The organism is Sphingobium sp. WTD-1 (genome assembly GCF_030128825.1).
In the GTDB taxonomy this organism is placed as follows: Bacteria; Pseudomonadota; Alphaproteobacteria; order Sphingomonadales; family Sphingomonadaceae; genus Sphingobium.
This window is the reverse complement of the sequence record NZ_CP119127.1, coordinates 3,935,314-3,950,988: the sequence shown is the minus strand read 5'-3', so window position 1 is coordinate 3,950,988 and position 15,675 is coordinate 3,935,314. Positions and strand designations below refer to the sequence as shown.

General features: G+C 54.9%; 10 protein-coding genes. All 10 read right to left on the bottom strand.

Annotation, left to right across the window (positions count from 1 at the left end; genetic code table 11):
* Positions 1-300: 300 nt before the first annotated feature.
* Positions 301-4,143 (bottom strand): hypothetical protein, encoded by a 3,843-nt coding sequence (locus N6H05_RS19565; RefSeq protein ID WP_284111268.1) that lies wholly within the window; start codon positions 4,141-4,143, stop codon positions 301-303.
* Positions 4,144-4,175: 32 nt separating this feature from the next.
* The gene (locus N6H05_RS19560; RefSeq protein ID WP_161626747.1) at positions 4,176-4,331 is read right to left on the bottom strand and encodes a hypothetical protein; all 156 of its coding nucleotides are present in this window, start codon (positions 4,329-4,331) and stop codon (positions 4,176-4,178) included.
* Positions 4,328-4,696 (bottom strand): hypothetical protein, encoded by a 369-nt coding sequence (locus tag N6H05_RS19555; RefSeq protein WP_284111267.1) that lies wholly within the window; start codon positions 4,694-4,696, stop codon positions 4,328-4,330. Before N6H05_RS19555 ends, N6H05_RS19560 begins: the two co-directional genes overlap by 4 nt.
* On the bottom strand, positions 4,696-6,708 hold the full coding sequence (locus N6H05_RS19550) for a phage tail tip fiber protein (protein WP_284111266.1): 2,013 nt from the start codon (positions 6,706-6,708) through the stop codon (positions 4,696-4,698). The genes N6H05_RS19555 and N6H05_RS19550 overlap by 1 nt, the downstream gene beginning before the upstream one ends.
* Positions 6,709-6,711: 3 nt before the next feature.
* A complete protein-coding gene (gpJ, locus tag N6H05_RS19545; protein WP_284111264.1) occupies positions 6,712-9,663 on the bottom strand; it encodes a TipJ family phage tail tip protein in 2,952 nt (983 codons plus the stop codon).
* Positions 9,653-10,438 carry an NlpC/P60 family protein gene (locus N6H05_RS19540; protein WP_284111263.1) on the bottom strand — a complete coding sequence of 262 codons (786 nt, stop codon included), beginning with the start codon at positions 10,436-10,438 and terminating at the stop codon, positions 9,653-9,655. The genes gpJ and N6H05_RS19540 overlap by 11 nt, the downstream gene beginning before the upstream one ends.
* Before the next feature lie 7 nt (positions 10,439-10,445).
* The gene (locus tag N6H05_RS19535; RefSeq protein WP_284111262.1) at positions 10,446-10,955 is read right to left on the bottom strand and encodes a phage minor tail protein L; all 510 of its coding nucleotides are present in this window, start codon (positions 10,953-10,955) and stop codon (positions 10,446-10,448) included.
* A 517-nt stretch (positions 10,956-11,472) separates the two neighbouring features.
* Positions 11,473-11,808, bottom strand: a complete 336-nt coding sequence (locus tag N6H05_RS19530) for a hypothetical protein (protein WP_284111261.1) — start codon at positions 11,806-11,808, stop codon at positions 11,473-11,475.
* Positions 11,805-14,018 (bottom strand): hypothetical protein, encoded by a 2,214-nt coding sequence (locus N6H05_RS19525; protein WP_284111260.1) that lies wholly within the window; start codon positions 14,016-14,018, stop codon positions 11,805-11,807. The genes N6H05_RS19530 and N6H05_RS19525 overlap by 4 nt, the downstream gene beginning before the upstream one ends.
* 241 nt (positions 14,019-14,259) lie before the next feature.
* On the bottom strand, positions 14,260-15,609 hold the full coding sequence (locus N6H05_RS19520) for an IS1380 family transposase (RefSeq protein WP_502958942.1): 1,350 nt from the start codon (positions 15,607-15,609) through the stop codon (positions 14,260-14,262).
* Between the last annotated feature and the right edge of the window lie 66 nt (positions 15,610-15,675).

Below are 15,675 nucleotides of genomic sequence, written 5' to 3'. Positions count from 1 at the left end.
CTAAGGTTATATAATATTGGTAATCGCCATCAGTTGATGACGTGATATCGCTTAGATCGCTGTTTTTAAGAACCAACGAAAGCGACTGCGTTGTTCCGTCCCATGTGATCCCATCTCCTAAGCTGAGATTCACAATCTCATTGCCCTCAACGGCGATCTTAAAATGGGCATCAGTGACGGTTCGCTCAACAGGGTTTCCGTCAAGGTCTTTATCCTTGATGATATGCAGTTTGCGGAGGACCACAACGCCATCTGGCTCCTCTGGATAATGTCTCAAATGTAGCACTATAGGCAGTCTCCTTAGTTAGCCTTGTATGGCGGATTGTTGGTTGTTTGATGGTATTGGAACCATGTGCTGCCAGCAGTCGCAGCGCCCTTTGCGGTTTCGCTGGTGATCTTGCTTTGGCGATATGCGAGCGCATTCGTCTCAGCTTGAACCAAGGCGCTGTCCGTTCTGCCCATGTCGCGGAGCAATGACGGTGCTGCCAAAAGCTGGTCCATCGCCTGACCATCACGCGAACTGGCAGAGCCATTGTTGTTCCAGCTATCCCAACTAAAGGCCGCATTTGAACCTTGGGCCGTTGCGATAGCGGAATAAGTCTGAGGCAGGTTTGCAGCTACGCCACCAGCCGACGATATCATTGCAGGCGTCCAAAGCGGCACGGTGTAATCAATCTCATAGGAATTGATGTTCATGCCGCCATTGAGCCTGCCAGTGGCGCGCTTTTGATGCATGGTGATGAGCCAGTTCACGACAGCTTCGGCCTTGTCAGATGCCGCTCTGAGCGCATCGTTGAAGCCGATCTTCTCAGCGGCATGGAGCGCACTGGTCCAATAGCCAATCATGAAGTCATGCTGCCAAACGCCGTAATCGTCGTTCCATAGGCACGGACCAAAGCGCTGAGCGCCTGCAAACATGGCATTGTTGCCGCCGCCGCTGATGTTCGTTGGCGGGTTCAGGAATCCAACTTCGCTGGCATAGAAATTGTCGTAAAAGCCCTCAAAGTCGAACACGACCCAATCAAGGATATCAGCGCGGCTATAGAGCCTGCTGGAATTGCTGGATGCGGTTTTCCATGCGATTGCCGCGTGCATATATTTCCATGCAGCGCCGCGTGATGCGAACTCGCCAGCTTCACCCCAGCCGTTGTTCAAAATCCAATTCAGATAGAGACGCGCCTGATCGCCAAACTTGTGGCCCAGCATCGCAAACTCAGGCGATTGCCACATGAGCGATCCCCAATGTGGGAATTGGTGGGCGTGGTCTTGGTCAATCTGGTTGGTGCCAAAATATGGCTTGTCGGAAGCAACGCCACCATATGGCACTTGGACGCGCAGCGGATTGTTCGCCGTGACGAACTCATATGGGCGACCGCCCTGAATGTAATAGGCTTGCTCTGCTGGAGTGCCGCTCTCGCCACCGCCATAATAGTGATTTCGCAACGTGATATTGCGGCGCGCATCGCCCTTGTAGAGCGGCGTCAGGCGTCCATTTTCAAAGCAGTGGAATGGATCAGACGCATAGCCAGTCAGATAATCCAAAGCGATTTGCTTCATGTCTCTGTTATCGTGGAGACGCTTTGAGGTCACGTCGCGCGCATAGCGAGCAACAGGCTCAGGCATAATCTGACGATCATCACGGACACCGCCCGGACCTGTAATTGGTGAACGGCCCATCTGATTGAACGGGGTATATTTCAGCCATGTATTGGCGTTGGGAACCATGCCGTTTTGGTCAGAGCCATATTTCCACGGATTGAGTGTGTTGGTGCCAGCCGTAACGAGGTCGTTGTAGGTGCTGCTCTCCCAAGGCATCCAGCGATAGTTCGCAAAGCCGTTTAGCTGTTCGCCTGTCCCTGCGCGCAAGTCGCCGCCGTTGACTGATGCACCGCCCTGAGAAGCAAATGGCACGGCAATGTCATAGGTAGGAACGCGGCTCCAAATCTCCTGCTGGGTATAAGCTGGCGGCTCTGCGTGTGAGCGCCAGATAACGCCTGAGCGGACCGTTCCTTTCGGATACCATTTGTTAGCCGCAGTCACCATTGGATTGCCGCGACCATCAAGTGACCCGCTCCAAGAAACGCCTGTAGCTGTGGTGTTCAAAGGCTGGCCATTTGGCTGCTCAACGCGGCCAAGCAATGTGCCTGCGTTGTCGTAGATCAGCCATTTATGCGGCACCATGTAGCTGTCTTTGCCTTGCGGATCGCCAAACGGATTTGCAGGCATTTGGGTGGTGTCCCAATCATAGCCGAATTGGAACTGCACATAGGTTCCCATGCGGATGCCTTCGCAATAGTAGTTTATGCCATTGATGTTTGGCACGGCTCCCTTTGGTAGAACCTCAGTCCACGGCGCTTGTGCGCTGTATAGGTCAGCATCCTCAAAGCGGCAGTTTTGCGCCGCTGGTTTGGTCATCACCAACTCATTTGGATGGGCAACGCCTTCGCCGCTGGACCAATCTTCAAGGACGGCCTTGTATGCGCGGCCAGCAGGCAATGTCATTTCGCCAACGACGACTTCCATATTGAATGCGTTTTGTCCCGCCGCTTGATAGCTGACGGTGACGGGTGCCTGTGCCGTTGAGAAGCTGCGAGCATCGACGCAGAGCATTTCCAAATCGGCCGCAGTGATCGCGCCGCTCGTGGCAGTTTCGTAGGTGCTTTCGACCACAGGCTTACCAAAGCCAACGCTGATATATGCAACGTCGAGGTTGTTCACGCTGTCTGAGGTATTGTTGCCTGAGGAATTGCACTCCAGCGCCATGGCTGGGGTTATGCGCAACTTCACTTCGCATGGCTTGTCTGCGCCTATCTGGACGCCATCAGCATAAAAGCGGATCGAGCCACCAGCGCCGCCCACATTGTCGATGAATTCGACTGACCATGTTTTGAGCGATCCAGCCGCAAAAGCAGGATCGTCATCGCTGACAACCTGCGTGGACGAGCTGCCACGGCCAACTGTCACGGCAAGGGTCGCACTGCCTGACCAGTGACGGCGCAATGTGAATTCGCCAACCATGTAATCATACAGGGTCGCTAGGATCGGATACTCCTCATTCACGATGCCTGAGAACGTCAGTCTGATGCTGGCTGGGGTCTGCGTAGTGCCGTCGTTCGTGGTCTGCTTGAACGACAATGCCAGCGGATCAGTGATAAGATGGATATGCCTCATGAGGCGCAGACGCCCGCCAACCATGCTGCTGTTATCAGACGACGCGCCGCCTGAACCTGAGTAGACGCGCTTGTAGATGACGTTGGACGATCCAACGGCATCTCCGCTGACTGGCCATGGCGAACCAGCGCTTGAGATTGTCCACTGGCTGGCAACCGGCACTGTAATTTCGTTGCGGCGCTCAATGGCAAGGGGAAAACCTGACGGCACGGTAAGCGAGAAATTCGCGGTGCTGCCTGCGAGATAGATGCCCAATGGGAAAATAGTGCCGGGATCGCCGTAAACTGTGCCTGACCCTGACAAATCCAGTTCTTCGTCACTACCGCCTGGCTGTGGCTCAGGGGCATTTACGAGGCCCAAAACCACGGCAATGCCTGATGTGGTGGTCTTCGCCCAAATCGCAATGCCCGCGTCTGGTGTGCCGCTAGGAATGATAACCTGAGCGGATTGCGTCAGGTTCATTGGCGGGTCGCCTGCTGCGACTGGAACAATGACGCTGATGCCGCTGCCGCCTGCTGGCTGGCCGCTATACTCGTTCAAGTTGACGATCGCGCCCAAGCCAACCTGTGAACCGTCGCGCCCGTCTGTGCCTTTGAGGCTTTCCAGCCATTCCGCTTGGGTGCCAACAAATCCGTTTTTGACGGCTGTTTCATAGGCGCTATCGCCACCTTCAACGCCGTTTTCGATTATGTCGCTGGCTATGTCGATGAGATCGAGGACGTTGCTGTTCAAGTCCTGCACATTGGTCTGCGTCGGGATAATCGCATATGAGGTGTTGGAAGAGGTCGAACCTGCATATGGCTTGGTCAGCTTCATTTGCGTGGAATTGACCACGCCATCTAACTCATACAGCGAATTTCCGATTTGAAGGGCGTCACCCTTTCTGATGCTGTTAGGGAAGTTGGTTCCGTTCCCTGTTACAATGTCTGAGCCATTTGTTAGATTAATCGTCCCAATCTTATACCAAGCCATGCGGTGGTTTTCTCCTGTTTATACAGGAGTATTTATTTTTGCTGTTTAGGTATGCGGTTCTTCACCTCGTCAATCGACGCTTTCCAAGCATCGTAGCCGCCATGATAGAGAGTATCTAATTGCTCTTCGATTGAAGGATATGCTGCGCGTCTCGCTTCTGAAAATCCCTTCTTGATGTTTACCTTCATTCCCCCTCCAATGGTCCTGTTGGAACCTCAAAATATGCTGCTTTATGTCGTGGATGATCCACGTAGATAAGGACCGTCTCAAATACGTCCGCATCAAACTCCAATGTGCCATCATCAACGGTGATATGATTGTCGCCAAACATGATGGTCGCACCAGACGGGATATTCCCGACATGGTTGAACGCCACTGAGATTGGCAATTCAGCTTTCAGATTGACCGTCATTTCAGCGGCATCGAAATATATGTCGTTGGGGTTCGTGCCGTCAGCCACATTGGCTGAATGTGCTGCATCCTCTGGCGCCTGACATTCGCCGTCGATCAGGCAGATAAGCGATCCCGCTTCATTAAAATATGCTGTCGCCATTATCTCTTGGCTCCGTTCAATGTCATTACGATATCCCTCACATAGAAGTTTCTGGCCACGGAACGCGGCGTAAATGCCCCTGAGACGCAACGAGCCAAGACGCGAACCTGAGGGCCATCAACTACAGTGCTGACCTGACCAAAATAGCGGCTGTAGGTATTTCCGTTGTCGGTCGAGATACCCAAGGTGATTTGCTTATTCAGCACCCAGCCGCTGCCTATGTCAGTGTAGAGCAGCACTTGGCATGAGGCGTCATATTGCAGGGTCGCGTCGATGGTGAACGACACGTCGATTGTGCCTGAGCCAAAGACGCCATCGCCTATGGTCATAAATCCTGTGGTGATGAAATCGGCTGATCCGTTGGCCAGCACATAGGCATCCGCCGCTGTGGCGACTTGGTTTGCCGTGATAGCACCGCCTGCGATTTTCAGGGTGTTGACGGACAAATCATCAATCTGCGCGCCTTTGATGGTCGCTCTCTCAATGACAGCTTCTTTGATCCTGACTTGCCCAGCTACCACCTCAAATGGGTATTCCGCGCCGCCCGCATGAGCGATAAGGAAACGGTCAGCCAAGAAGGCCATCTCGCTGTTGCCATTAGGATCGCTTGCCAAGCCAAAGCCTGACACACGGCCAGCATTGTTGATGCGAAGGGTATATTGGGCGCTTAATCCGTCCACTGTGCTGCCCTGTGCGGACATGCTCTGCTGGATGGAAACGAACTGGTCATCATAGCCAGCCGTAATCTGGTCTATTCGCTCGCCTAGCGCGCCGTCGCCATCAGCTATAGTGCGGCTAACTTCCTCAATTGCGGCCATCCAACCATCATCGCCCATTTGCGCTGATAGGCTGTCGATACGCTCAGACAGCGCGCCGTCTGCATCTGCATATGCTGTCGTGATGCTCTGCGACGCGGCGGTGATTTTGCCGTCTATATCGCTGTTCCAGACGGCTGACTGATCGGTGATGCGCTGGGACAATGCGCCATCAGCATCGACAAGGTTCTGTATCTTGTCATTGAACTGTGCCTCGTTGTCGTCAATGCGGCTGGCAAGCTGGGTATTCATTTCAGTCAACGCCTCGTCCGCGTTGGCTCTGGCAATCAACTCCTGTGAGATTGCCGTCTCTGCATCACCCACGCGAGCGCCCATCAAAAGCACCTGCTGGCTTATCGCATCGTCGGCATTTGCCCGTGTTTCCTGCTCAAGCTGAAGGATGCTCTCAGCATCATCGACGCGAGTTTCCAGAATGAGGATTTTGGATGATACCAGCGTCCCATCCTCGATTGAGGTTTTCAGTTCCTCAATGGCGCGATGGTTGTTGTTTGAATATGCGCTGGCCACCTTGAGAAAGGCCGTGCTGCTTTTCACCTGTAGCGCGGAAAGATGCTCCAACTGCTCGCTCAAGGTCGGCAGCAATATGCTTTCTTCGCTCAGGGTATGAAGCTGCACCGTAGCTTCGTTGAGAAGATCAGTGCCAAAAGCATCATATGCGGCATAGGTTATGAAATAGTCTGTGTCAGGCAGCAGGCTCAGCGACACCTCATTGTTAGGGCCGAGATATTTGGACGTAATCTGATCCTTGCGGACTGGCGATTGCGTATCTGCCCATACACAAAAGCCAGCCCAATCCGTGTCATCAGGCTTGAGGAAATTGAAGCGCACCATGTCATAGCCGTTGAACCACGTCATAGGCGGCACGTCTGGCGCAGGGTTCAAGGCGTCGATTTCCAACTCAGCGGACCAGTTGCCTGCGCCGTCTTGGGTGGAAAGAAACACCTTGGGCGAGCGAGTAAGCCCAGCCTTTAGGTTCTCTTCAAAGGTGAGAACGTCCTTATAGCCGCGCATCCCGTCAGGCTTGGTATATTGGGCCGCGTTCTCTGCATCCACGAAATGGACAACCGTGTCAGCCGCACATTCGTATCTGACGCGGTAGCGAAATTCTCGTCCATTCTGTGGGTTTTCCTCAAATCTGACCGTCAGGTCATGTCCTGTAAACTCTACTGTTGCCACTCCTTAATCGAACCCCACGAAAACGGGAGGAAGCACTTGCCCTTCTTGGCCTTCGCCATATGTGAAATCATGTTTGAGCAATGCGGCCTCTCCTGACCTATTCAGGATATTTATTGCTCTGACGCTGAACGTGTATGTTCCTGGCTGTGCATCTTGCATGGTGCAGAATGTGCTGTTGCCATTGTAGATACGTTCCCAAACGCTGGTGTTTGGTCGCATCACTTCAACGACATAGCCATTGATCGGAATTTGCTGCCCAAGGTTCTCGCCTACAGGAAGGACATTCACTGCGTCCCATGACAGGTTAATCTCATGGTGGACGCCTGTTAGATCATCAACCCAGCTATTGTTGCTCGCTTTCAATCCAGTTGGTTGCGGAATATTGAGCGGAATCTGTGACCATGGAATATCTGGGACAGGCACATTGCTATCAAGCCAAGCATATTTGCCTTCGATATGAAGCTGGGCGGTGACTGTGTAGGAAGCCATGCCGCTTTCTTTAATGTCGATGATGCGGAACACTCTTGGCTTGATGCCTGTGGCTGTCGTCTCAATGATGCTGATTGGCGTTCCAGCTTCAAGGTCGGTCGTGTCGAACGGAATATCAGCGGTCAGCGTGTCAGCGGTTTGGATGGCAACAGGGCGAACGCTCATGCCATTGTCGCCCACGTAAATGCGCGCCTCGTAACTGGTGTTCGCTTTCAAGGTGATGGCGTTGTCCATCCGCGCATAGGTCGGCGTGACCAGTTCAACGCGACCTGTTGGCGCTAAGCCTGACAGGTTCCAGTCGTGGATTTCGATCAGTTGGCCCGGCACATATGCAGCGGCGGCCAGCATCGTATCGAATTCGACCGTCTCATGCTCTCGCTGGCTGATGAATGTCAGCAGGCGCGCATAGTCATATGCTTCCTGCTTGTTGGTGCAGCCGATCTTGTAGACCCTGTTGGAGACGATGCCGTTGTTCGACAGGTTCAGGGTGCGATTGCGGGCAATGGCCGCGTCATCGCGATACACGACAAGCGCCTTCCTGCCGTAGTCGTCCATGTTGTCATACTCAACGAACGTCTCGTTGATGCGCTCTTGGGTCTTGGTGCTTTTATAGCGGAACAGGCCATCCTTGATGACGGCGTTGTTGACGAAATGGTCCACGGCAGTCTGTGGACGGTCCTGCGCCAATATGATTTGAGAGCCTGCAAAATATGGCACGGCGCGGAATGACTGCGCCAATTCCCTGAGCGCCTGCCATCCTTCCTGCTCGTCCACGAACTGCTTGTTGAGCGAAAAGCGCGGGCGGCCATTGACTGTCTGGTCGCAATATTGGGCGCACTGGTAGAGCGAGAACGGATTGAAAAAACTCTCAGGGACACCGCAGGCAATTGCGGCATTCGTGGCCAACTCATACCAATGCCAGACTGGATTGCTGGTAACGCCATATTTCCACGCGCCGTTCCAAACGCCGCTATATGTGCGGGTGACTGGATCGTAATTGTCTGGGACGCGGACTTTCTGCCCAGCGCATATCAGCGCAATCTCAGGCCATGAATTCGCGTCGAACTGCGCGAGGTCGATCGCTGCGCCAAACAGCGCTGTTGGAACCTCACCGCCGCTGCCGTCATAGGCAAGTTCGATATTCCTGACTTCTTCCCATCCACGGAAAGCCGTGTCGTTCTGTAGCCTATCGTCCTGGCTGTCTTCAGTGACGCGGAAAACGCGGAACATCCAAGGCAAGGCATCATCTTTCGCACCCGCTGGCGCATAGATGGCGAATTGGCGGTCGATAGGATCGCTGCTCTTTTCCTGAATCCTCCATGTGCCTGCTGGCTGCCAAACTGTGTCATTGGCCAGCTTCACCTCAGCGCCGACGGTGCAGTCCGTGGTTTTCTGGCTTCCCTTTTTGCTGGTGTAGAGAAGCGCATTGTAGCGGATGCGCAGCTTTGCGCTGTCCACTTGGCTGTCTGTGACAGTGTTGGTGATATAAATCTGTGTGCCGGCGGTATTGAGCTTTCGCAGTTCAACGGCAGCATCAAAGACGTTGGTGACGCCCGGTGTTATCGGTGATGCGGTCTGACCCTCGATGCCACGGCGTTCCGTCCAGCTAACGCCCTTGTAGTTTCGCGCCCCTGTGCCGCGATCACGCAACGGCACTTCGTTGATGAGGATATTCTTCTCTTTATCCTCCCATGTAGACCCAACGATGCCGCCTGTTTCGCCAGCGCCGTAGGCCGCAAGAACCCGCAATGTGGCATCTGAAAACGTGGTGTTGGCGATGGTCTTGCCGCCGCCTTTTTCACCCTGCACAACCTCAGCGATATATCCGCCTTCGCCGGGATCATAGACTGATGTGCCGCTGGCATCGCCTTTGCCTGACACGTCCAGATATGTGCTGCCGGTCTTCTGCTCGATGAGCGCGGCTAAGGCGCTGCCGCTGGTGTTGGCACCGCCTGAGTTGGTTATATCAACGCTCGTCTCAATGACGTTGAAGCCGCAAAGAACGCTGTCGCCCGCCACATATGGCAGCACCACGCCTTCCTCATTGGTATTGAGGCCGTTTTCGTAGAGCGCGGATTTACGCTTATCGTTCTTGGTCTGGGTTGGTGGAAACAGCAGGCTCATAAGCAGGCTGATGCCGACACTAACGGCAGTCGTGACGAGAGCCGTGACGAGCATGGCAGTGGTGATTTCATGGCCGCTGATGAATGGCGCGATATGGATCACTGCGCCGTCGCGGACTTTCCATCCATGAAGCTGATCGCGGCTGAGGCTGGTCGCTTTGGCCAGCGTAGGGCCGACACACACCATGGCTGGCGTGATATCCAATTGCTGCTTGATTGGGTAATATTGCTCTAGGAAGTCGAAAACGTCTTTGATGCGATTGACGTAGAATGTCTTTGCTCGCTTATGCCCGTCAGGCATCTTGTCCTTGAATACGCCGTGTAGATGAACCTTAACTAGCATCCATCAGTCTCTCCTTATGTCTCCAGAAGCTGACTGCCCAACGTGACAGCAGCGATTCCTCATTGTTCATTATCCATTGCTCGCTCAGCTTCATGTTTGGCTGATGCAGGTATGTGGCTTCACCCAGATAGATGGCGCAGTGGTTCGCCGTTGCGCTGCGCCAGTGCATCAGGGCTAAGTCGCCATATCGGCGCTCATGGCGTTCGATCCGCTTGAAGCCCAAATGCGGTGGCCAATATGCAAACGGATCTTGCCCACGCGCATGATGATGGTGTGCGCCCGGTTGCCTCACTCGCGGAATGGGATCTAGCTTGATGCCGTGCGCTGCATACCAGTCCATGCAAAGCGTCCAGCAGTCGCGAACGCCCCAAAGAAACGATCTGCCAAGCAATGCGCCCTGTGGGGCATCTGGTCCCCATATCTCAGGGAACGCCGCGTCATAGACGCTGACAGGGCGAGTATCAGGATTGCCGCGCACTGCGACAATTCCCCAATTCCAGCCGGTAGCAATCTGGCTCTCTGTGTCCCTGTCGCTAGGCTCTGGGTTGCCGTTGGGATGGCTATGCAGAAACAGCCGCGGCCTGCGCTTGAGCAGTCTGGCTTGATCCTCATGCGACAGCTTGAACTCAAATGCGCCATCAACGCCGTCCGCGATGTTGGCTATCTCTTCCCATGTGCCGTCATCCCAAATGGCAACGACTGCTTCACGCGGATATGCTTTGAGGAAAACGGGCCTGATCGCGGCCCATTGCGCGTCTGTGATGAGGTGCTTCATCACATATTTAGCGAAGCAACTGCGATCCTAATCCTGGGTAATGCTCGCGGGTCATCTTGAAGCTGGGGATTTTGGCGATTTGGAAATCAACGTGCGTCGCCAGTTCGATATCAAGCTGTCTGCCATTGCCTGATGCTGAGTTGAGCAGATAGCGCGCCTCGCTGAACGCCGCATATGGATTGCCTGAAACAACGTCCTGATAGAGCGCCTGATAGCGGGTCACTGGCGCCCCTGTGGCAAATTCATATTGGCGCAGCGTCACGTAAAGCTGGCCGTTTACGTCTGGGATGCTGATCGACGGACGGACGAGATTTTCACCACCATCCTGCCAGCCTGACGATACGAACGGCACTGGAACCCATTGCCTATTGTCCCAAGCGACTAAGCCCTGAACAGGCGTTGCCCCCGCATAGGTGCTGCTGTTGCAGAAATAATATGGCTGATCGCCAAAGGCCGTGAGGTCGATTTCCAGAAACTCGACAAGCTGGTTGAAGGTCGATTTATGTAGATTACTCATACTGTATTTATGAGAAAGCTACATCACGCCCTTCTGCGGCTCGCAAACCTCTTCGCAATTAATTCAGGACTTTGTTTTCTGCCTCTCAAGGGGGAAGGTCTGCCAGTGAGGGCACTTCTTAGTCTGTCTCTCGTCTGGTTTGATATGGGGCGTCTTTTGCGTTGATTGCGACGCTGTTCTGACTTTGTAGCCCATCTTACATTGTCTGGCTCATAGCCTTTATCGTTGTCGATGCGCTCTAAAGTGAGATCAGGGGATGGTTTAGGCCCAATGCTATCAAGGAAGTTCGCAAAGCCGTTTTTGCCGCGCCATTCATCGCAAACAGAAATTCCTCTGGCACCGTAGTCTTGGTATTGAGGATGGTTCGTGCGATGGCATCTGCCTTTGGCGTTGTTAAGAGCTTGATACTCGGACTTGTATAATTTCGTGACATAAATAGTCATAGCTGACAGGTTCCTTCTGTTAGTGCTGCTGGGAGTTGTGATCCGCGAGCAGCATTTTTTGTCAGCTATTTATTTTATACGACATCAAATCCCATGCTGAATGTGATGAGGTTCCTGCCATCTTCACGCTCTTGGATGGCATAGCTTTCCGTAGGGCGCAGATTGATTTCGCCCCTAATGTTGCAGGTGTATTGATACACTGCATTGAAGAAGCCTGCTTTCAGTTCATTGAGCAAAGCCAAGGCATCAGCTTTTGGCAAAATCCAAGTGAGGTTAGCTGATTCAGTCCATGGCCTGATACCAACGGTGCCACTCATTTTGAGCGCACCCGTTTCCATGCTGATCTTTTTAACTGAACCTTGCCAATCAATCGGAACTATCAAATATCCTTGTTGTGGTAATGCTGTCATCCAATACGCTTGCTCCTGCTCAATTCCGTTCTGATCTCATTGCGAATGTCACGCTTGTAGGCATCCAACTGCGACTTCATCTGCTGGACGCTATTGTCGTTTGCCGTGCCGTAGATATTTATTGAGGTGCCGCCGACTGACACGCTGCTGCCGCCCATCGCGCCCAAATCGCGGCTGTTGACGATCCTGCCAGCAGAGTTCGGCACGAATAACTCGCGCCCACGCTCACCAACCATATAGGCTGTGCCGCCGTTGACTGAGCCACCGCCAGCGCGGAAACCACCAAAGCCAAGTGCGCCTGTAATCGCGCCAGTGAGCAAGCCGCCTATGCCGCCGCTGCCGCCAAGCGAGTTCATCTTATCGCCCAATATGACGGACTGGATGATGGCTTTAGCTATGTTCTGTAGGAAGCTCTGGAAGAAGTCCTGCATCGCACGTTGCGGGTCTTCCCATATGTTCGATAGGACGCCCTGCAACTGGTCAGCCTGTTCAAGCTGGGCCGTGATGCTGACATTCTCAAGCTGGGATTGCTCCAAGGCATTGATACGTTCAATGCGCTTTTGGATTTCCTCATTTGAAGCGCCAGATGCTTTTGCTTCATCACGCAATGCCTGAGCGCGTTGCTGAATCTGTGCAACGTCGCGTTGCTGCTGAGCCTGATTTGGATTTACCTGTTCAAGAAGCTGTAGCTTTGTATCTTGCTCCTCCTGCCCAATCGACTTGTCCAACTGCTTGAGTTTGTCGACTGCCTTGAGGGCTTCAATCTGACGGTAGATGGCGCGGGTCTTGTCATCGAACGCCTTAATCTCACTAGTAGTGAGGTTTTGCCCGTCTTTGATGCCAGCACGGCGGCGAGCCTCTGCGACATACAAGTCCTCTTCGCTGAGGCGCATGTCGTTGTATTTCTGCTCAAGCGCCGTGAGTTCGTCGCGCATTCCCTTCGATTGCTGGCCACCCTGCAGGGCTTTCACCAGCTTGACCACGGCTGCGGCCTTTTCGTTGGTCAAGGATATGTCGCGTGGGAGGCCAGCACGGACCAATGCGTCCCTGACTGCCTTCTCTTCCTCCGTTTCGCTCAACTGCAATATGCTGTCGTTCAGCGCGCGGATGGTGTCGTTGTATTTTTTCGCTGCCTCTTCGGCTTCCTTCTTCGCCTTCTTGGCTGCGTCATCCGCTGCCTTCTGCTTCTTGGATGCTGCATCGCTGGCAGGGGTATCTTTGGTTGTCGGTGTCGGTGTCGCGCCGACGCTATCTAGGCTGGCAGTCTTGCCCTTGTTGCGGCCTGACATGCGATCCAACGCCGCCTGATTGGCGCGGGCATCGCTATAGACCTTCGCTGCTTCTGCCGCCGTCTCTTTGATCGCGCTGCTGGCAATGCCCATCTGCCTTTGCAGTGCAGCACCCACGCCGTCGAACGCGGTGAAATTGCCGCTGAGGAATGACGCAATACGGCCACCAATCTCTTGGAATATGCCTGTAACGGACGCGAAAGCCGCCCTGAACAGCTTGGGAATATCTAATGCGACAACCCTGACGGCTCGCAAGATACCCATGAAAGCCTGTCCCATAGATTGCGTGGACTGGATGCTCGACAGGCCGAGCCAATCCCACAAACCACCAAAGAGGCTTTGAACGGTGCTAACTACCGTGCTGATGACGGAACTAAGTGCGCCGAAATACTCGCCAATCAATGTGGCTACGACTGATGCGGCTTCACCGACGAGATTGAATGTCAGGCTTAGGGTTTGAAGCAGCGTGAGGCTTTCATCGCCACCGCTGAATGCATCGAACACACTGATGATGCCTGAGACAAGCTCAGAGGCGATATCAACGATGCCGCCGAAAACGGAGCCAATGCCCTGCAACATAGGCGTTGCGGACGCCAAGCCAGTGGTCAGCCCATTGACGATATCAGCAATAGACTTGCTGAAATCACCTTCGCCTATGGCAGCGAACGCGAGGAAAATCTGGTCAGTTAAGCCAGCCCATGCGCCTGCCAATGTCGCCGTCTGGCGCTCCATTGCGCCCGCGAACTGGTTGTTACCAATGCCCTGTAGGTATTTTTCAATGTCAGCGGCGTTCTTGGAAACCTCAGTGGTGACGCCTTGGAAAGTGAACTTTACCTTGTCACCTTCCTGCTTGGATTTGATGCCGAATTCCTTGAGGCGTTCAAACTCGCCCGTGGATGCGTCAGCGACAGCCTCGATCATCTGATTGAGGTCTTTGCCCATGGCTGCGGCGGTGTTGCCGTAGCTGGTGAGAGCAGCCTCAGATGGAGTTAGCCCGGCTTATTCATGAGCCCGCTGCACTGGGGTATTTCGGGTTTGGTGGGTCGGTTGCCGCGTGATCTGGGCGAGCGCCAGCGCCGGCGTTTTTCACCGCAGCAGGAGCAAAGGGCTTTTCGAGGTTGATGGACGAGGGCTCGGGCTTTCGGCGGCACTGCCGCACTGGCTATGTCGGTGCTGGCCGGAGACTGGTGGCGATTGCTTTGAACACGTCGGCCTCCGGGCAGGCTGACGCGAAGGCGAGACGGATACGCGAGGAGGTTTCGATGACGCGGGCAGCCACCTTGAGCAGCCGCAAGCGTAGCGTTGCGAACTCGGCCGTGGCCAGCGCGGTGGTCTTGGGGATCGCCTGCTGGACGCGCCACAACAGCCAGTAGGCGGCGGTGTGTAGGATGAGGCGCATTTGATTGGCATTGGCTGAGCGGCACGAGGTGCGATCGCTGGCGAGTTGAGCCTTGTGGCGCTTGATCAGGTTTTCGGCTTGGCCGCGCGCGCAGTAAAGCGTGTCGTAGATATGCTCGGCCGAGCCTTCGGTCAGCGAGGTGACGACGTAGCGGATATCCATGCCCAGCGTGCTGGCCTCGATCCGGGCGACGACGCGGCGCTGGCAGTTCCAGCTCTTTGCGCCGTAGTGCGTCTCGGCATAGTTGCGCAGGACCGGATACTGGGCCGTGGCCCGCTTGACCGCGCAGGCGTCTGCGATGGCAACGATGACCGGATCAGCACGTAGCGCGGCATTGGTCGGCAAGCCGAACACGTAATCGACGCGGTGGGCCTCGCAGAAGGCCATGACTTCGGGGCGGCCATAATGCCCGTCGCCGCGGAAGGTGATGTGCGTTTCTGGCCAGTACCGGCGGATATGACGCACCAGGCGCCGGATGTGGCCGGCAGCTTCGGCGCCTGACGGCGTCTTACCGGTGCGCAGCAGCATCGCGACCGGACGACCGGTCGCGGTGTCGTACACATGGATCGGCAGGAAGCAGCGCTCACCGTGATGCCCGTTCCAGAAGGACAACTGCTGATAGCCGTGCACGACATCGCAGGTGTCATCGATGTCCAGCGTCACCGCCACTGGTGGAGCCGGATAGCTGGCGCAGTAGACGCCGATCATCTCGGCCATCATCCTGGCCAGCTCACGCGTGGTCGGAGCATTCTCCCAGCGGCTCATCGTCGGTTGGCTGGCAAGCCCCGCGCCCGATCCCGGCAACTTGCCCAGCGCCAGGCGGAAGCCCGGATCGTCGCGCAGGGCGTCGAGATCATCGGCATCTTCATAGCCGCACGCGATCGCGAACACCCGGGCACGTAGGATGTCATCGAGGCGATGGATCACCCGCGTCGGGTCACGCGGATCGGCAATGCAACCCGCAAGCCGCCGGCAGAGCCCCATCGCGCGCTCGGCCTGCGCAAGCAGCAGAACGCCGCCGTCCGAGGTCAGTCGGCCACCGTCAAACGCGGCTGTGATCTTCTTCCCGCCGACCGCTGGGAATCGGAATGAAGTTGCGATATCGTCTTTCATGGCGGGTGTGGCCTGTGGCATTTTCTGCCCTGCAGCAGGGCCGGCGTAGACACCCAGTTCCTAATT

Bases quoted from the DNA above. Each gene is read 5' to 3' on its own strand.
- N6H05_RS19565 (WP_284111268.1), bottom strand. From the start codon at position 4,143: ATGGCTTGGTATAAGATTGGGACGATTAATCTAACAAATGGCTCAGAC.
- N6H05_RS19560 (WP_161626747.1), bottom strand. From the start codon at position 4,331: ATGAAGGTAAACATCAAGAAGGGATTTTCAGAAGCGAGACGCGCAGCA.
- N6H05_RS19555 (WP_284111267.1), bottom strand. From the start codon at position 4,696: ATGGCGACAGCATATTTTAATGAAGCGGGATCGCTTATCTGCCTGATC.
- gpJ (WP_284111264.1), bottom strand. From the start codon at position 9,663: ATGCTAGTTAAGGTTCATCTACACGGCGTATTCAAGGACAAGATGCCT.
- N6H05_RS19540 (WP_284111263.1), bottom strand. From the start codon at position 10,438: ATGAAGCACCTCATCACAGACGCGCAATGGGCCGCGATCAGGCCCGTT.
- N6H05_RS19535 (WP_284111262.1), bottom strand. From the start codon at position 10,955: ATGAGTAATCTACATAAATCGACCTTCAACCAGCTTGTCGAGTTTCTG.
- N6H05_RS19530 (WP_284111261.1), bottom strand. From the start codon at position 11,808: ATGACAGCATTACCACAACAAGGATATTTGATAGTTCCGATTGATTGG.
- N6H05_RS19525 (WP_284111260.1), bottom strand. From the start codon at position 14,018: ATGATCGAGGCTGTCGCTGACGCATCCACGGGCGAGTTTGAACGCCTC.
- N6H05_RS19520 (WP_502958942.1), bottom strand. From the start codon at position 15,609: ATGAAAGACGATATCGCAACTTCATTCCGATTCCCAGCGGTCGGCGGG.